General features: G+C 66.8%; 14 protein-coding genes and 1 pseudogene. 5 read left to right on the top strand and 10 right to left on the bottom strand.

From position 1 onward, the window contains the following. Window positions 1-100: 100 nt before the first annotated feature. The 7 genes and pseudogenes from P1Y20_RS03065 to P1Y20_RS03035 all read right to left on the bottom strand — a co-directional run. Complete coding sequence (locus tag P1Y20_RS03065) at window positions 101-1,063, bottom strand: transcription initiation factor IIB (RefSeq protein WP_304447185.1); 963 nt, start codon at window positions 1,061-1,063, stop codon at window positions 101-103. A gap of 850 nt (window positions 1,064-1,913) precedes the next feature. Then, window positions 1,914-2,261, bottom strand: a complete 348-nt coding sequence (locus P1Y20_RS03060) for a DUF8160 family protein (protein WP_304447184.1) — start codon at window positions 2,259-2,261, stop codon at window positions 1,914-1,916. Beyond that, window positions 2,258-3,028, bottom strand: a complete 771-nt coding sequence (locus P1Y20_RS03055) for a ParA family protein (RefSeq protein WP_304447183.1) — start codon at window positions 3,026-3,028, stop codon at window positions 2,258-2,260. The genes P1Y20_RS03060 and P1Y20_RS03055 overlap by 4 nt, the downstream gene beginning before the upstream one ends. Window positions 3,029-3,201: 173 nt before the next feature. Beyond that, complete coding sequence (locus P1Y20_RS03050; protein ID WP_304447182.1) at window positions 3,202-3,573, bottom strand: DUF7344 domain-containing protein; 372 nt, start codon at window positions 3,571-3,573, stop codon at window positions 3,202-3,204. Between the two features lie 96 nt (window positions 3,574-3,669). Next, window positions 3,670-5,595, bottom strand: a complete 1,926-nt coding sequence (locus tag P1Y20_RS03045) for a bacterio-opsin activator domain-containing protein (protein ID WP_304447181.1) — start codon at window positions 5,593-5,595, stop codon at window positions 3,670-3,672. A gap of 239 nt (window positions 5,596-5,834) precedes the next feature. Then, window positions 5,835-6,695 carry a DUF7551 domain-containing protein gene (locus P1Y20_RS03040; protein WP_438359930.1) on the bottom strand — a complete coding sequence of 287 codons (861 nt, stop codon included), beginning with the start codon at window positions 6,693-6,695 and terminating at the stop codon, window positions 5,835-5,837. A 33-nt stretch (window positions 6,696-6,728) separates the two neighbouring features. Next, window positions 6,729-6,893 (bottom strand): annotated as a pseudogene (locus tag P1Y20_RS03035) (ABC transporter ATP-binding protein); the annotation flags it as partial. Between the two features lie 655 nt (window positions 6,894-7,548). Here P1Y20_RS03035 and P1Y20_RS03030 point away from each other — a divergent pair. The 4 genes from P1Y20_RS03030 (at window position 7,549) to P1Y20_RS03015 (ending at window position 15,312) form a co-directional block, all read left to right on the top strand. After that, window positions 7,549-9,216 (top strand): putative sodium/potassium/calcium exchanger, encoded by a 1,668-nt coding sequence (locus P1Y20_RS03030; RefSeq protein ID WP_304447179.1) that lies wholly within the window; start codon window positions 7,549-7,551, stop codon window positions 9,214-9,216. 496 nt (window positions 9,217-9,712) lie between these two features. Beyond that, the gene (locus P1Y20_RS03025; protein WP_304447178.1) at window positions 9,713-11,800 is read left to right on the top strand and encodes a putative sodium/potassium/calcium exchanger; all 2,088 of its coding nucleotides are present in this window, start codon (window positions 9,713-9,715) and stop codon (window positions 11,798-11,800) included. A 579-nt stretch (window positions 11,801-12,379) separates the two neighbouring features. Next, complete coding sequence (locus tag P1Y20_RS03020) at window positions 12,380-13,390, top strand: putative sodium/potassium/calcium exchanger (RefSeq protein WP_304447177.1); 1,011 nt, start codon at window positions 12,380-12,382, stop codon at window positions 13,388-13,390. A gap of 692 nt (window positions 13,391-14,082) precedes the next feature. Further along, complete coding sequence (locus P1Y20_RS03015) at window positions 14,083-15,312, top strand: Cdc6/Cdc18 family protein (RefSeq protein WP_304447176.1); 1,230 nt, start codon at window positions 14,083-14,085, stop codon at window positions 15,310-15,312. 194 nt (window positions 15,313-15,506) lie between these two features. On the opposite strand, the gene P1Y20_RS03010 is transcribed toward P1Y20_RS03015, so the two are convergent. Next, window positions 15,507-15,944: a 2Fe-2S iron-sulfur cluster-binding protein gene (locus tag P1Y20_RS03010; RefSeq protein ID WP_379736970.1), complete on the bottom strand. Its 438-nt coding sequence runs from the start codon at window positions 15,942-15,944 to the stop codon at window positions 15,507-15,509. A 79-nt stretch (window positions 15,945-16,023) separates the two neighbouring features. On the opposite strand from P1Y20_RS03010, the gene P1Y20_RS03005 reads away from it, so the two are divergent. Next, entirely contained in the window at window positions 16,024-16,470 is a 447-nt protein-coding gene (locus tag P1Y20_RS03005; protein WP_304447175.1) for a GNAT family N-acetyltransferase, read from the top strand. A gap of 224 nt (window positions 16,471-16,694) precedes the next feature. Here the strand turns inward: P1Y20_RS03005 and P1Y20_RS03000 are convergent, their stop codons facing one another. Next, entirely contained in the window at window positions 16,695-17,489 is a 795-nt protein-coding gene (locus P1Y20_RS03000) for an SDR family NAD(P)-dependent oxidoreductase (protein WP_304447174.1), read from the bottom strand. 68 nt (window positions 17,490-17,557) lie between these two features. Further along, window positions 17,558-17,974, bottom strand: a complete 417-nt coding sequence (locus tag P1Y20_RS02995) for a hypothetical protein (RefSeq protein WP_304447173.1) — start codon at window positions 17,972-17,974, stop codon at window positions 17,558-17,560. Window positions 17,975-18,060: the final 86 nt, after the last annotated feature.

The raw sequence follows: 18,060 nt of genomic DNA, 5'->3' as shown, positions 1-18,060 counted from the left end.
GAGACGGCGCGCTGCGCGTCCTGTGTGACCGTGTGGAGAGCGGGTGCGGCCGAGGTGTGTCCGAGAGTCCGCAGTCGACCCGTCGAGAGCGCGACGCTCCCTACTGGATGCCCATGGCTTCGATCTGTTCTTGATAGCGGTTGCGGATGGTGACCTCGGTGACCTGAGCGACGTCGGCGACCTCGCGCTGGGTCTTCTTCTCGTTACAGAGCAGGGAGGCGGCGTAGATGGCCGCCGCCGCGTACCCCGTCGGCGACTTCCCCGACAGCAGGCCCTTCTCGGTGGTCACGCGGATGATCTCCTTCGTCTTCGCCTGTACCTCCTCGCTGAGGTCGAGTTCCGAACAGAACCGCGGGACGTACTCCTGGGGGTCGACCGGACGCATCTCGAGACCGAGACTCTGAGAGATGTAGCGGTAGGTCCGACCGATCTCCTTGCGCTCGACGCGCGAGACCTCCGCGATCTCCTCGAGGCTGCGCGGGATGCCCTCCTTGCGACACGCCGCGTAGAGACACCCAGTCGCGACGCCCTCGATGGAGCGCCCGCGAATGAGGTCCTCGGCGAGCGCGCGGCGGTAGATGACCGAGGCGACCTCCCGGACCGACCGGGGGACGCCCAGCGCGCTGGCCATGCGGTCGATTTCGCTCAGGGCGAACTGGAGGTTACGCTCGCCGGCGTCCTTCGTCCGGATGCGTTCCTGCCACTTGCGCAGGCGGTGCATCTGGCTGCGCTTCTCCGAGGAGAGCGACCGACCGTAGGCGTCCTTGTTCTTCCAGTCGATCTGGGTCGTCAGCCCCTTGTCGTGCATCGTCTGCGTCGTCGGCGCCCCGACGCGGGACTTGCTCTGTCGCTCGGAGTGGTTGAACGCCCGCCACTCGGGACCGTGGTCGATGTTGGTCTCCTCGACGATCAACCCGCACTGCTCGCAGACGAGTTCGCCCTGATCGTCGCTCTTGATGAGGCTCTCCGACTCACACTCGGCGCACACCCGCTGGCTCTCAGGTTTCTGCGTTTCCTGCTCCGTCTCGAACTCGCGCTTGCGCTGGCGGGTGCGATGGTCCATCACGTCATGACAAGGACGTCCAAGAGACTTAAGACCTCGCTACAACTGCGACATGACGTATTTTACTCGATAGCGGCAAATATGCAGGATATATACCTCTCGCATCGGGGATAGACCGTACAAACGGAACATATATTCACGAACGTTCGAACTATCGTGAAACAGTCGTCTCTCCGGCGTCACGACTCGAACGACGGCCGGCGCATCGCCCACGAACGAATCGTGTCCTCCGTCAGGGGACGGGTTCGCTCGCGTCTCGTCGCCTACGGTCGGGGTGCCGCACGACCTTCGCTCTCGGAGGGCGGTCAGTGGGTGGTGACGCTTCGTCACGTGGACGCGGCCGTGGCCGGCGGAGACAGCCATCGGGTGCGATGACGACCGGGTTCCAGCGTCCCCGCCGGTGTCCGCGTCGGCGGGCCCGAGGCCCGCCCGCGCGCCCGTCGATAGCCAACGCACGACGCCGGGCGCGTCCTTCGCTGTGACGCCCCCCGGCATGAGTTTTCTGGGGCGCACGGGTTCGACCAGCACGTGGGTATACACGATGGGAGACGGGTTCCCGGATTGAAGTGACACAACTTTAATTACAATGGGTCGCTCGTCTCCGATACCTCTCGACGAACATTCCAGCCATCACGATCGCGGTGACGACGTCGCACTTGGCGTCTGTGGTCGTGTCCGGTGCTGTGGCAGCATTGGCGGGCGAGAGCGTCGGGAGGATGCCACACTACAGCGGTCGAGGCGGCCGCTCCGACGGTTCTCGCGCGCTACGACGCTCCGAGCACACAGCGGCGTGACTCGCGACTGCTCGCTCGATTCGAAGTGTCGGACCGCCAGAGCCAGGCGGACTACCTCAGATGTCCAGGACGTCTTCGACGGTGGTCTCCTCCAGTCCGGCCTCGACGACGGCCGGGTAGTAGTCGCGGTTCTTCTCCAGCGGTTCCCCGTGTTCGCGCTTGTGGCGCGCGTTCAGTTCGTCGAAGCGGATGTCCAGTTCCTGACGCAGGTCCTCGGGGAGGTACATGAGGACGCTCGGGCGCTCCTTGATGGACGCCCGGTCGTCACCGGTGTCGGTGGCTGGGTCGTCCGTCGGCGTGTCCGCGGAGGCGTCGCCTCGCTCCTCGCGCCCAGGCGTCGAGTCGGGGTCCTCGCGCTCGAACCGTCGTTTCAGCCGGTTCGAACGCTCGTCGCGGTCGGTCATCGTGCCACCTCCTCCAGGTGGGCGGCGACGTCGAGGAACGCGCGCTCCATGTCGCACTCCTCGTGGTGGGTGAAGATGGAGACCCCCTCGTTCCACGCGCGCTTGAGCGCGACGCGCTTTCGCACCTCCCAGACGGGGATGCGCCCCTCGAAGGTGTCCTCGAACCAGTCCATCATCTCGACCGCCTCGCCGTCGGTCTCGACGCGGTTGGCGACCAGTCCCACGTCGTCGATGTCGACGCCGTAGCCCTGCTCCAGCGTCTCCACCTGGTCGAACAGTATCTCCAGGGCGCGAATCGACGTCCCCTCCGCGAGCGCCGGGATGAGCAGATTCCGGCAGGCCAGCAGGGCGTTGTCGGTCAGGTTGCCGAGCGACGGGGGACAGTCCACGACGACGAACTCGTAGTCGTGGTCGAGTTCGTCGAGCGCCATCGAGAGGCGCTCGCGACTCCGCATCGCCGTCGTCAACTTCGGTTCGGCGCTGAACATGTCGACGTTCGACGGGACGACGTCGAACTCCTCGTGTTCGTACACCAGGTCGTTGATGTGCGGGCGAGCGTCGAGGTCGAGGAGCACGTCGAAGAGACTCGGCGGCGCGGCGTCGTACGCGTCGGCCAGGCCGAGGCCCTCGGTGCCGTGTCCCTGCGGGTCGAGGTCGACGAACAGGACGTCGTTGCCGCGCGCGTTGAGCGCGCCGGCGACGTTGATGGCGACGGTCGTCTTCCCGACGCCACCCTTCTGGTTCGAAAGTGCGAGCCGGAACGTCATTCGTACGTATCCATGACGGTTACGACGTCATAACTCTACGTCAGACGAGACGGGTGAGACGGCTTATTCATCTTAGAGCGCTATGGTGGCTATGCGGTCATTACTGTCAGGACCGGTCACCGACTGCTCGAAGGAGAGACACAGAGAGTACGTATCGGCGTCCGAACCGCCGCTCAGAGGTAGGGTGTGAGCACCGACGGGTCGACGGCGAGTTCGGCCCGGTCGCGGTCCGGGTCGAAGGCGACGACACCGGCGTCGTCGAGGCGGGGAAGGTGGCTGTGGACGAGCGAGAGGGTAATCGACCGGAGTACATCGTCGTCGACCGTGTCCGCGGGCGCGCCGGCCTCCGCCGTGGCGACCGCAGCGACGAGTTCCTCGAGTGTGACCGGTGCTTCCGTCTCGACGAGATAGACGAGGAGACGACGCCTGCGGCGCTTCGAGAGGATGTCGTGGAGGACGTCCATCGACGGACCGTGGTTCGAGTCTGGGTCCGTGCCTCGCCGCTCTCGCCGCTGATCGGTGAGTCGCTGGGATGCGTCGGACATGGCTACTCGATAAACACTTCCGAAACATGAACGGTCAGGCTAGACAGCTAACCCTGTATCGGAGAGTACCACGAGGTAGCGAAATTCACGTGTGACTCAGTCGAGGAGCATCTGGAGGATCTTCTGTTCGGCCGCCCGGAGGTGCTTGTGGACCGTCGGCGAGGAGACGTCGAGGCGTTCGGCCACGTCCTCCGCGGTGCTGTCGCGCGGCCACTCGAAGTAGCCGGCGTAGTAGGCCGTCTCCAGCGTCGTCCGCTGGCGGTCGGTGAGTTCGTCCTCCAGGGAGACGCGGATGCCGTCGGGGGTCCGGTTGCGCCGCGGGACCGTCCGCTGTGAGACGAGTGCGACGTCCGGGAACGGCTCCGAGAGCGCCTCGACGAACTGGCGAACGTCGGTCTGCGTCGGGAGTTCGACCGTCAGGGTGAGCGCCTCGTCGTCGGCGACGACGTCGGTGACGCGTCCGCCGTAACTCGCGACGAGCGAGGACGCCGGGGGGTCGGTCGCCTGCAGTTCGAAGACCGCCTCCCCCGTCCCCTCGTCCTCGCGTATCTTCCGGACGTCCGCGTACCCCGGGTATCGGTCGACCAGTTCCTCGAAGCGGTCGGCGGAGAGGCCGGTGACCGTCACGTACTGCAGGTAGCGGTCCTCGCCGGACGGGATGATGCGGTCGAAGTGGACGACGCCCTCGTCGGCCGCGGCCGCGAGCAACCCCCCCGAGGTCGTCTCCGCGCGCAACTCGACCTCGAGGACGCTGTCGCTCATCAGCGCGTCCCGGCGCTCGAGTGCGTTCAGCGCGTGTCCGATGGCGCGACCGAGGTCCGCGAGGACCTCGCGCTCTTTCGTGTCGAACGCGTCCGCTTCGTCGGCGTACAGGTTGAGGACCCCGAACAGTCGGTCCTCGAAGACGACCGGAATCGCCGCCGAGGACCGGTACCCGCGGGCGAGCGCCTGGTCGCGCCACGGGCCGTAGGACTCGTCGACCGCGAGGTCCTGTATCGCGCGTACCTCGTGGGTCTCGACGGCGAGCGCCGTCGGCCCTCGCGGTTCCTCCCCCAGCGGGATGGCGATGTCGTCGAGGTAGCCCTCGGGGTCGCCGGCCCACGTCTCGGGGACGACCGCCTGCTGGGCCCGGTTGACCGAGCCGACCCACGCGAAGACGTACGGCGCCTCCTCGACCACCCCCTCGCAGACGGCCCGCTCGACCTCCGAACGGTTCTCGGCGTCGACGAGCGCGCGGTTGATACGCCGGATGATGCGATTGACGCGGTTCAGCCGCGCGAGTTCGTTGCGGTCGAGCGCGAGTTCGCGTTCGCGGCGCTGGCGGTCGCCGACGTCCCTGAAGATGGTCTGGGTGACGGCTCTACCCTCCAGTTCGACGGTGGCGACGGTCGCTTCGACGGCGATTCGACGCCCGTCGTCGCGGACGACGTGGACCTCCCGTCGTTCGACCGCGCCCTCCGGGGAGTCGCCGAAGACGTCGGTACAGTACGCGCGCTCGTCGGACGGGTGGAGCGACGCCTGCTGGCGGCCGACCAGTTCGTCGCGAGGAACGCCGACGAGCGTCGTCGCGGCCGCATTGACGTCGAGTAACTCTCCGGTCGTCGCGTCGGCGACGACGATCGGGTCCGGTGCCGCGTCGAAGAGGCGCCGATACCGCTCGCGGGAACCAGGGGATTCCCGCCGACTCCACCCTCCACGGCGGACCACCCCGGTCACGAGGCGGTCGTCGCCGTGGTCGACGGCCCGGAACGAAACCGTGCCGGTCGTTTCGCCGTCCAGTGGGAGCACGACGTCGCTCCGCTCGCCGGTGGTCAGGGCGTCGTCGATAGCGGCCAGGACGCGCTCTCCGCACCGGTCGCCCGCGAGTGCCGCTAGCGACCCCCCGAGGACCACGTCCGGTGTCTCGCCGACGACTGCCGCACCGGCCTCGTCGGCGAGGACGACCGTCCCCCCGTCGTCGACCACGAACACCCCGTCGGTGCAGCGCGCGAGGAGGTCCCGGAAGAGCGGTACTTCGTCCACTCTCCCGACGACGGACTCGTCGTACGCACATCGGTCCTCCCGAGTGCGTCGGTTCCGAGCGTCTCCCCCCGCTGCACCCGAATCACCACTCACGCACGGACATTCGGTAGCGGATGTAAATAGCCGTCGGCCGTTTCGGGTCGACTCCACGGGTGTCCCGTCGGATACCGGCCGTCCGCGCGCTCACTCCACCATCCGTGATGAACCGGTGTTCACTATATCGAATCGCTCCGAGGGCGTCAGTGCTCGCCTGTCCGGACCCGGGCGAGCGCTCGCGGTCGACAGCGGGAGCCCCCGACGACGAGCGTGAGCGACCAGTCCCCGCCGATTCGGCTGGCCTCGGTGACGGTGACGTCGTCGCGCGGGAGCGTCCGGAGGAGGTCGACGACGATGGGGAGCGTCGGGAGTCCGTCCTCCTCGGCGGCGAGCGCGTAGCCGTCGACGCGAACGGTCCACCGCCGGCCGTCGACCGCCCGGCCCGGTTCGACCTCGTAGTCGTCGATGAGCGCGACCCGTCTGAGGTCGTCGAACGCCGCCGTGAGCGGTCGGGTCGTCTGCGGCGCGTCGGAGCCATCCAGTCGGTCGGCCGCCGCGCGGAGGACGGCCGCCTGCTCACCGGGGGCGAGGTGTTCGTCGAGCGCGCGGGCGATGGCCACGAGGAGCGTGAGACAGAGGTCGTCGGGGTCGGTCACCGACTCGGCGTGTTCGAGGTAGGCGTCCATCGCGGCGCGCTCGACGCGGCGGTGCGGTCCGGCCGAGAGCGCCTCGAAGACCGTCGCCGCCACTTCGTGACAGAACTCGACGAGCGGGTCGTTCCTCGTCCGGTCGGCGCGAGCGGGTGCCGTCGCGTCCGCGGTTCGGCCGACCGACTCGCAGACGACGAGGTCGTGCCAGCGCACGCCCGGGTCGTACCGTCGCAGTTCACTACGGTAGGCCGACGCCAGCCGGGCCGCCGCCACGGCCGTCTCGCGGTCGAGGAACCGAGCGGTGGCGACGGGGACGGGACGCTCGCCGGTCCGCGCACACCGGACGAAGAATCGACCGGTCGGCGTCGAGTGCGCGTCGATGCGGCGACGGATCGTCCGCAGGGTGTTCCCCATCACGGTCACTCACTCGAGGGCACTGTACGGTCTCTTTCCGGAACCGTTCGCTCCGACCAGCGCCGTCACCTCCCCCGCGGGGACGACGATGGAGTCGCACTCGACGACGGGTTCGTCCGTCGAGGGGTAGCCGTCGGCGCGTTCCTCGCCGAACAGTTCGCAGGCGCCGGCCGCTCCCCCGCCGAGGTCGACGCGCATCGAGCGGCCGTCGGCACGGTGTCCGTTCCGCATCAGCGTCCACCCCAGGACGGTGTCGGTCGAGGTCGACGGCCCGTCATCGCGTCCCCGCCGTCGTCCGCGCGCGTCCCCGTGAGCTCCCCTCGCGGCGTCCGCTACCGTCGAGTGTCGCCCGCGCGACCCGCGATGCACTGTCGGTCGAATCACGTTTTTAGGTCCACCTAATACCAGATAAACCGTTCGGAGCGATCCGGGTGGGGGACCGAACGTCTGAGCGCGAGCGACGCCGTCACCGGTCGTCTGTCGACGCGAGACGGCGCATCGACAGACGGCTGGTTGGACCCCCTCTCCGGTCGGTCGAGAGCATAAACGGTCGTATTATCGAGGACGAGTCGTATCCGGGGAAAGAACCGTCGGGGCGGACAGACCCTCGCCGGAGCGAGGACGACGAAGCGGTCGCGACGGACGCGACGCGGTGAGAGTGCGGGTTAATCGGTGTGAAATCCGAGCGACTGCGGGGAGACGTCTGCGTCACGATGGCCACGGCGAGGGGCCGGACCGAGACGTGTGGTCGCTCACGACGGTCCGCGTTGCCGACGGTTAATCGGAGAGTTATCCGAATTACCCAACGTGTAATTAAGATAATCATAGTTGGGTGTTAGTTCGTGATAGCAAGATGACTTCGGACGAACCGACCGAACCGGCGAGCGACCGTGCGTCGGGGTCCCCGGGGACCCGCCTCACCCGGCGTGCCATCGTGGCAGTGGTCGCCGTCCTCGTCGTGACCGCGGGCGTCGGAACCGTCGCGCTCGCGGGATTCGGCGGTGACGCCCCGCTGGGGGCGCTGGACGGAGACGACGGGGGCGACGGACCCGCCGACCTCGGGGCGGAGAACGAGACGACGGCCGACACGACCCACGAGACGGGCACGCGAGACGCGCCCGACGAACCGACGACAGGCGCGGACGCCGACGCCGGGAGCGGTTCGGGCGGCTCGACCGAGAGCGGCGACGGCGACACCGACGACGGCGACAGCGCGGCGGACACGTCCGATGCGGACGACACCGACGAGCGCGTTTCGTCGGGCGACGACGCCTCGGGCGACGGCTCGTCGACCGCGGACTCGTCGGACGACGACGATGGGTTCGTCTTCTCCGGGAACGGAGCGTCGACCGATGCCGGTGACGGCGCGAGCGACACCGACGAAACCGGTGACGCGTCCGACGACGAGGGTGAAGAATCCACCGAGTGCGACGACGAGGAGGACTCCAACGCGCACGACGGTTCCGCGGGTGACGGTTCCGATGCGAACGACGAACCGGCGGACGACGCCGGGAACCAGACCCAGGGCGTCGAACAGTCGGCGAACCAGTCCGCCGAGGACGCGGACCAGTCACAGGACCAGAGCGCCGACCAAGAGCAGGGACAGGGGCAGGTCGGTGAGAACGGCACCCAGGACCAGTCCCAGAACGCGACGCAGGACGCCGACCAGGGTCAGGTCGGCGACGGCGAGAACGGGTCGCAGAACCAGTCACAGGGGAGCGACCAGGAGCAGGAGCAGGTCCAGGCCGGCGAGAACAGCTCGCAGGAACAGACCCAGGACAGCGAACAGGACAGCGACCAGTCGTACGACGGAACCGACGGCGACCAGTCGCAGGACCAGCGGACGAACCAGTCCCAGGGACAGGCCCAGACCGGCGAGAACGCTACGCAGGGTCAGAACCAGTCGGCCGACCAGGACCAGGAGCAGTCCTACGAGGGTGCCAACGGCACTCAGGACCAGAACCAGACGGTCGACCAGGACCAGGAGCAGGTCCAGACCGGCGACGACGCGAACCAGTCGCAGGACCAGGCCGTCGAGCAGGACCAGCAACAGTCGAGCAGCGGCGACGGGAACGAACAGACCCAGGACCAGTCGACCGACCAGGACCAGGAGCAGTCCCAGTCCGACGGCGACGGGTCGCAGGACGCCGTTCAGAACAACACCCAGAGCCAGACCGGGGGCGACAACCAGCAGCAGGCGCTCGCCACCCAGACCGTGCAGGTCCAGGCGGACGGGAACGTCACCGTCAACCTCCTGATGGTCGTCCTGCAGCAGCAGGTGGTCGGCGAGGGCGAGGACTCCCAGCAACAGGCACAGGGAGCCCAGCAGATCCAGGTGCAGACCCCCGGTGACGCGGACGTGACGCGGGCGCTCGTCATCGTTCAGGACGAGAACGGTCAGACCGTGACCGGTCTCTCGCCGGACGTCCTCGAGCAGCTCTCGGCGGCGCTCGGTCAGTCGACCCCCGAGGGACCGACGGCCAGCGCGAACGGAACGACGGCCACCGCGGCCGCCGCGTAACTCATCGACGTCGACCGTTTTTTCGACGGAGACCGAGACGGTGACCCGACTCGGCGAGTGACAATTCCGATAAGGAAAGCGAAATCATGTTAACTCGTACCAATACGAGGTCGAGCGGTGGGGCTCGTTTCACGCCCCGACCTCGAGAGGGAAGAGAACGTATTATATCTGATATTTTTGATTAGTTGAACGTTTCGTCTCGTTTCACCCCACGCGAGACGGCCTGTATCGACTGTCTAACCCGAACCCTACGATTTCTGTCATGTGTTAATTGCTCATGTAGTCCGTATTAAACGAACTATAGTAAAGTGACTCTGCGGTGGGGTATGCGACGCGGATGTTGCACAAACCAGACGAAGAAAGTAACACGAAGACCGCCTCTCGAGGGCGAGCGGTCGTGACGCGCCTACTGGTGCTCACGGTGGCTACCCTCGTGTTGACGGGAAGCGTCGTCGCCGTCTCCGGAGCGATCGGAGGCGGGTCGTATGCGACAGCGATGTCGAACGACCAGGATTCGACGCAGTATAGCGACCAGTACCTGTCCAGCGACCAGGACGGGGACGGAAACAACCAGGACACCGCACAGGACGGTGCCCAGGAGCAAGGCCAGATTCAGGAGGCCGACGAGAGTTCGCAGGGCCAGTCCCAGTCCCAGTGGCAGGACGGTGACGCGAGTCAGGCCGGTTCCAGCGACTACCAGTTCGTCTTCCAGGGCGACCAGCAGGCCCAGCAGCAGGCACAGGCCGGCGAGGAGAACGAACAGGACCAGGAGCAGACCGGCGACCAGAGCGCCGACGCCTCGCAGTACGGCGCGGCCAGTTCCCAGTTCCTCGAGCAGTACGGTATCCAGGACCAGCAGCAGGTCCAGTACGGTGAGGACAACGACCAGGAGCAGTCCCAGGATACCGAGCAGGCGAACGACCAGACCCAGGACGCCGAGGACAGCGACCAGTCGGGCTTCCAGGGCGCGGCCCAGGCCCAGCAGCAGGCACAGGACGCTGACGACAGCGACCAGAGCCAGGGCCAGGACGCTGACCAGGACGCCGTCGGCGAGCAGTACGGCGAGGACAACAGCCAGACCGGCTCGCAGACGAGCGAGCAGGTCGAGGAACAGGAACAGTCCGGTGACGACAACGACCAGGACCAGAGTCAGGACACTGACCAGGACGCCGAGCAGGGTCAAGCCGGCGAGGACAACGACCAGAGTCAGGGTCAGGACGCAGCCCAGTCCCAGGGTCAGGGTCAGGACGGTGTCGATAACGACCAGGACCAGAACCAGGACGCCGACCAGTCCGCTAGCCAGGGTCAGTCCGCCGAGGACAGCGACCAGTCGCAAGACCAGTCCAGCGAGCAGAGCCAGGGTCAGGACCAGGACGGCGCCCTGAACGAACAGGACCAGGACCAGGACACCGACCAGGACAGCACGCAGGCGCAGTTCGGTGAAGACAACGACCAGGACGGTGACCAGGACGCCGAACAGTCCCAGGGCCAGTCTCAGGACGGCGTGCTGAACGACCAGGACCAGGACCAGGACACCGACCAGGAGCAGACGCTCGGCCAGGACGCCGAGGACAGCGACCAGAACGGTGACCAGGACGCCGAGCAGGGTCAGAGTCAGACCCAGGACGGCGCCCTGAACGACCAGGACCAGGACCAGGACACCGACCAGGGCCAGAGCGGGGTCCAGACCGGTGAGGACAACGAGCAGGACCTCGACCAGGACGCCGACCAGGACCAGGGTCAGAGTCAGGACGGTATCCTGAACGACCAGGACCAGGACCAGGACACCGACCAGGACCAGGGTTCGGTCCAGGCCGGTGAGGACAGCGACCAGGACGGTGACCAGGAAGCGGAACAGGGTCAGGGTCAGAGTCAGGACGGCATCCTGAACGACCAGGACCAGGACCAGGACACCGACCAGGAACAGGTGCAGGGCCAGGACGCTGACGACAGCGACCAGGACCAGGACCAGAGTTCCGACCAGGACCAGGAGCAGAACCAGGACGGTATCCTCAACGACCAGGACCAGGACCAGGACGCCGAGCAGGCGCAGGGCCAGGACCAGTTCGGTGAGGATAACGACCAGGACCAGGACCAGGACGCCGACCAGGACTCCGAACAGTCCCAGGACGGGGTGCTGAACGAGCAGGAGAAGGACCAGGACGCCGACCAGGAACAGACCCAGTCCCAGGACGCTGACGACAGCGACCAGGACCAGGACCAGGACGCCGACCAGGACGCCGAACAGTCCCAGGACGGTGCCCTGAGCGACCAGGACCAGGACCAGGACGCTGACCAGGAGCAGACCCAGGGTCAGACCGGCGAAGACAACGACCAGGACCAGGACCAGGACGTCGACCAGGACGCTGAGCAGGACCAGGACGCTGTCGACAGCGACCAGGACCAGAGCCAGACCGCGGACCAGAGTCAGGCCCAGCAGCAGTCCGGTGACGACAACGACCAGGACCAGTCCCAGGAGGTCGACCAGGACGCCGAACAGTCCCAGAGCGGAAGCGACAACGAACAGTCGCAGTCGCAGTCGTCGAGTCAGGAACAGACGCAGGTCTCGTTCGACGACTTCTGACGACGCTGCTGCCTATCGGTTTCCGTTTTTTGCGCCGCCCCGACGAGGAGCGACGCGCACTGTCCATCGCGTCACAGTCCGTCGCGTGCCACCTGTCGGACACGGCCAGTCGCATCGGACACGAGCGGTCGTGTCGTGTTCCGGTCGGTCGCGCTACGGCACGTCTGCCACGTCGGAACCCGCCAGCGGCACGCGCGTCGTTCGGTCCCACCGTCGTTCGTCACGGACGACTGCGCACCGCGACCCGTCGCGTCTCGAACGACTCGGGCGGTCGTACCGCTCGGTCGGGGCGCGTCGGGGGAGTGGTCCGCGAGCGACAGGGCGGTAGTCGGGGCTCCGGGCCCCTGCTCTGGAGCGGTGAGGGGCCGGTAGGTCGACCGAATCGGTTCGGTCGTCGGACGTACTCGTGGCGGTGAACGGCCGTCTTTCGGCACTCTCATCGGGGTACGAACGAGTTCGTCACGTCCGCCGTAGGGCGATAATGAGTCTTTTAACGAGAGCGGTGGCCGGCTAAATCAGTCTGAGAGTGTTCGCAACCAGTCTATAATAAAGCACGCGTAGGCTGTGGTCCCGACGCGGATGATTCCAGATAGCACCCGGCGCTCGACATCGAGCGCCAGACGAGTCAGGACTGCCGGGCGACTCCTCGTCGTGGCGGTCGTCGCGCTGGTCGTCGCCGGCAGTTTCGCCGGCGTGGTCAGTGCGGACACGAACGAGCGGTATCACTCCTACGGAGAGGACAACGACCAGGACAGTTCACAGACGGCCGAACAGGCGCAGTCGTCGTACCAGTTCGGCGACGACAGCGAGCAGGCCCAGAGCCAGTGGCGTAGCCAGGCCCAGGGTCAGGCACAGGGCGGTGAGGACAACGACCAGGAGCAGGACCAGGACGCCAGCGAGGAACAGTCGCAGGTCCAGGACGCTGACGACGCTTCGCAGGACCAGAGTCAGGACCAGAGTCAGGACCAGACGCAGACTCAGGAGGGCGAGGACAACGACCAGGACCAGCGCCAGTCGCTCGACGAGCGACAGGCCCAGGGCCAGTTCAACGACGGCGGCGACCAGAGTCAGAGTCAGGACCAGAACCAGGAGCAGTCCCAGGCGCAGGACGGCGAGGACGGCGAGCAGTCCCAGGCGCAGGACGAGAGCCAGAGCCAGGCGCAGGTCCGCTTCGGCTTCGGCGGCTTCCAGGTCGGGACCCAGTCCGCACAGCAGGACCGGTCGAACGACGGAGCGAGCGCCGGTGAGAACCAGATTCAGGGTCAGGTCGCCGGACCGTCGCAGTCGGGCGGCGTCCAGACCCAGTCGCTCCACGAGAGCGACGACGACGGCGCCACGACCCAGTTCCAGGGTCAGAGCGGAATCGGTGACGGCGACGGCGACGACCAGACCCAGAGTCAGGACCAGGAGCAGACCAACGGCGAGCAGTCCCAGAGTCAGGACGGCATGACGCAGAACCAGGACACCGACGGGCAGAGCCAGAGCGGCGGCGACGCCACGGTGGATGGCGGGATTCAGGTCGGTGACGCCGGCGGTAACGCGGACCAGCCCCAGTCCCAGGACCAGAGCCAGGAGCAGTCCCAGGACTGAGTTCTCACGTTCAGTCTCGACCCGTATTTTTCGACGAGGCCGCGAGGAGTGGCGACCGGAGGTCCGTGACGAGTCGCTCGTGGACGGACGAACGGTCCGGGCGGACCCTCGGATAGACGAGACGTCGAGAGGACGGCAACGGCCTCCTCGTTCGACCCGTCTCGACGCGTCGCGTCGCTCCCGTCATCGTGTCGTTCGTCGTCTCTGCTAGTCTAGGCTAGAACTAGTTCTAGTTCCGAACTAGTACGTACTAGAGAGGTCCAGGAGGCAGAGTCAGTCGGGGGAGCGCTCCGAAGCGTGCTATCGGTGACGATGTGTGTTGTGTATCGCGATAGGCCGTTTATCCACGTCGTGTCGGCTGTGGGTCACTCGGCGTCTCGGTGTTCGTCGTCCGGCGGTTCCGCGTTCGGGTGTGCCGTCGCCACCTCCTGTCTACACGGACCGTTTCGTGGGGGGCCCACCCCTCGTGTCCGCATAAATCGCTCACGGCGGTCTAGACACAGAATACCGGCAAATATTTCTTGTAAATGGCGAGGGAGAGTGACATACAGCGCCACTCCCACCCCACCCCCACCCCTCGAGCACTTATGCGGACACGAGGGGTGGGAGGGCTTTAAGTCATAGAGGGATTTGCGGTCGATGCGGACAATGAAGACGCGAGGTTCTTAACCGCGTGCGTCGCGGGTTCGAGTATGCCCTCGTTCCGGAAGCAGACCGACATCATCGAGAACGATATGGTCCTCGGCGAGGACTGGGTGCCGAAGGAACTCCCTGAACGCGAAACCGAGCTCTCCCAGATGTACGAGGCGCTGTCGCCAGCGACGCGGGGGTTCACTCCGGACAACATGTTCCTCTACGGGAAGGCCGGACAGGGGAAGACCGCGGCGACCCGGTCCGCCCTCAACGACCTCAAGCACTTCTTCGAGGACGAGATGCCCGAGGAACTGACGCCCGTCTACGTCTCGTGTAACGAACTCTCCTCGTCGTACCAGGTCACCGGGCAGTTGCTCGTCGAACTGAACGAGGACGTGACCGAGCGGCCGAACGGGCACGCACCCGACATCCTCTACTCGCGGCTGTTCGGTCGGCTCGACGAGATCGGCGGGACCATCGTCATCGTCTTCGACGAGATAGACGCCATCGGCGACGACGACCAGATACTCTACCAGATCCCGCGCGCGCACTCGAACGGCAAACTCGAGGAGGCGAAGGTGTCGTTCATCGGCATCTCGAACGACTTCTCCTTCCGGGACAACCTCTCGCCGAAGGTCAAGGACACCCTCTACGACTACGTCATCGACTTCCCCTCCTACGACTCCGAACAGCTCTGCGACATCCTCACCCGCCGCGCCGACATCGCCCTCGCGGAGGACGTCCTCGACGACGGCGTCATCGAACTCTGCTCGGCCTACGCCGCGAAGGACGAGGGCTCCGCGCGACAGGCCATCAACCACCTCTACAAGGCGAGCAAGATGGCCCAGACCGACGGTGACGACGTGGTGACGACCGACCACGTCGAGACCGCTCACGACATCCTCAAGCGGAACCACGTCATGGAGGGCATCCGCGGGCTCACACCGCAGAACAAGTACGTCCTCACTGCGGTGACGCTCCTCGAAGTACGCGAGGAGACACCCGCCCGGACCGGCGAGGTGTACCCCGTCTACCGGGAGATCGCGGAGAGCGTCGGGAGCGAACCCCTCGTCCGACGACGGATGCGCGACCACCTGCAGGAACTCTCGCTGCACGGACAGATAGCGCTCACGAGCCAGAGCGGTGGGGTCAAAGGCGGGACGTACTACGTCGCGGAACTCAACACGGACCTCGAGGCCACCATCACGGTGCTCTCGGAGGTGGACGAGGCGATGCACGAAGTAGCGGAGGACCTCCGCGCCATCGCGGAGATGAAAGGAATGCTCTGATACACCACCAGAAACGACCAAACATCCACGTACGTGCGACAAAAAGCTCGTTTATCAGGACACGAGGGGTGCGACGAACACCCCTCGGTACGCGGTGCGCGCGGTGTCACGAGGCGGCCTCGACCCTATCCGCCACCACGGCGGAGAGACCCGCCGAGGGAGTATGTGCGTTGTGGTCGCGGACCGTCACCCGCTCACTCCCTCGGTCGCTCCCTGCTACCCCAGACCCGTTTGTCCTCGACCAGTGCGACGCGCAGGTCGCGCTCGACGGCCACCTGACACGAGAGTCGGGGATAGCCGAAGTGCGCGGCCAGTCGGTCGTGCCAGTGTTCGGGTGCGTGCGGCGTCAGGAGGCGAACGCCACAGGTCGCACAGAGCCCACGCCCGCCACAGTTCGCCCGTCGGGTCAGCGACGTGTACGGTGACAGACCGGCCTCGAGGAGAGCGTCTCGGAGGTTCGTCCCGGACGCCGCGAGGAGTCGTGTGCGCCCGCCGTCGTGTTCGACGGTCACGGCGACCGGGTCGCCGTCGGTTTCGACTGCGTCCTCGTCGCGGTCCGTTTGCCCCCTCTCTCGGCGGGCCTCACCGTCGTCTCCCCGTGCGTTCCCGCCTCTCCCTGTGTCGTCGGTCACGACCGGGGTAGGGGCGGGCGGTGCAAGACGTTCTCGCCGACCGATGCCGTTTCGTCCCCGGGGAGCGAACCGGTACCGGATGGTCGACCGCATCACGCGCGTGACGAGTGACAAACAGCTCTCCGACGCGCTCTCCGTCCGTCAGGAGGTCTTCGTCGAGGGACAGGACGTCCCCGAGGAACTGGAGTACGACGACCGGGACGAGGCCCCCGAGACGGTCCACTTCGTCGCCTACGTCGACGAGCGTCCCGTGGGCGCGGCGCGACTCGTCCCGTACGAGGGGAGTGACGACACCGGAAAGGTCCAGCGCGTCGCCGTCAGCGAGACCGTCCGCGGCGAGGGGTGGGGCCGCTGTGTCATGGACGCCGTCGAGGCGGCCGCCCGCGACGTCGGCTACACGCGACTCGTCCTCGACGCCCAGACTCACGCCGTCGGCTTCTACGAGCGCCTCGACTACGTCGTCACCAGCGAGGAGGAGTTCCTCGACGCGGGCATCCCCCACCTCTCGATGGCGAAAGACCTCTGACGCCGGTCGGTCGTCGGCGAGCACGCACTCCACGGCGACGCCCCTTCGAGCAGGGTATCACTTCGCGAAGAACGCTCTCCCGACACAACGAGTTATCCTCGCTATGCGCTCCAAGACGTCTAAGCTCGCTGCTCGCATCGAGCGCATCGCCACGACGAGTCCACGGAGACCGACCAGTACACGGCGCGAGATGAAGAACGGAGGAGGCGCCGCCGCCGGCGCGGCTACTGCAGGCCGAGGTCGACGTTCATCGCGTTGCCGGCGCGGGGGACGCCCTTCGCGGTGACCGTCTCGCCGTTCAGGAACGACCCGGCGGGCGAACAGAGGAACACCGCGAGGTCGGCGATCTCCTCGGGGTGACCGATACGGCGGTCGACCTGTTCTCGCGGTGGCATGTCCGACTCGTCGATGCCGAGCGTCTCCGCGACCCCCGGCGTCTGGACGAGGCCGGGTGCGATGCAGTTGACGCGGACCCCCTCGTCGGCCCACTCGACGGCGAGCGTCTCGGTGAGGCGGATGATGGCCGCCTTCGCCGCGCCGTAGTGGCTCTCGCCCGGCGCGGGGTGCTGGCCGTTGACGCTGGCGAGGTTGACGATGGTTCCGCCGTCACCCTCGCGCATGTACTCACCGGCGACCTGTGCGCAGCGGTAGGTCCCCCCGAGGTTGAGGTCGGTGACGGCGTCCCAGCCGTTCTCGGAGATGTCCTCGAACGCGGCGACGAACTCCCCGCCGGCGTTGCTGACGAGGACGTCGATACCACCGAACTCCTCGGCGGCCGCCGCGAACAGGTCCTCGACGTCCTCGCGCTCGCGGACGTTACACTCGACGGCGAGCGCGCGGCCGCCGTCGGCGTCGTTTATGCCCTCGGCGACGGGACCGACGCGGTCCATCGACCGGGAGCAGACGGTGACGTCGGCGCCGCTGGCGGCGAACGTCTCCGCGATAGCTCGCCCGATGCCCTGACTCGCACCGGTGACGACGACCGACAGTCCCGCGACACTGAACTCGGGTGTGTGCATCGGGTACACGGGCGGCGCCCGGCGCTATCACTCTACCGGTGAGCGCGAAAAGAACGGCGAGAAGCGCGTTACTGGGTCCGGATGCGGTACTCGTCGCGGGCGGCCTGGAGCGCCGCGGCGAGGATGGCCAGGTAGTCGACGACGTCCAGTTCCTCGAGGCGGCCGTTCGCGATGCGTCGACCGTCGACGTCGACGTCCAATCGGCCGTCGTCGGAGTCGGAATCGGTCGTCTCCTCCCCGTCGTCAGACGCGGTCGACACGGTATCGACGCCGTCGCGTTCGTCCCGCTCGTCGAGTTCGACGTAGTCGTCGTCGGCCGAGTCGGACGACTCCGACGACCCCGACGAGGACCCGCCACGGCGCTTGAGTTTGAGGAGGACGATGAGGACGGCGAGCACCCCGATGACGCCGACGGCTCGCTTCACTTTCCCGCCTCCCTCACCCACGTCCACGTCGTAGTCTTCCGCGATGTCTGTTTCGTCCATTGGCAGGTCGCAGGCTTCTCCTCCCGACTACTTAGCCGCTGAATTGCCGGCAAGAATACCCGCGAGCGGCCACTGGGTGCGCTCGC

Source organism: Halomarina ordinaria (assembly GCF_030553305.1).
Classification (GTDB): domain Archaea; phylum Halobacteriota; class Halobacteria; order Halobacteriales; family Haloarculaceae; genus Halomarina; species Halomarina ordinaria.
This window is presented reverse-complemented; position numbering and strand designations above follow the sequence as displayed.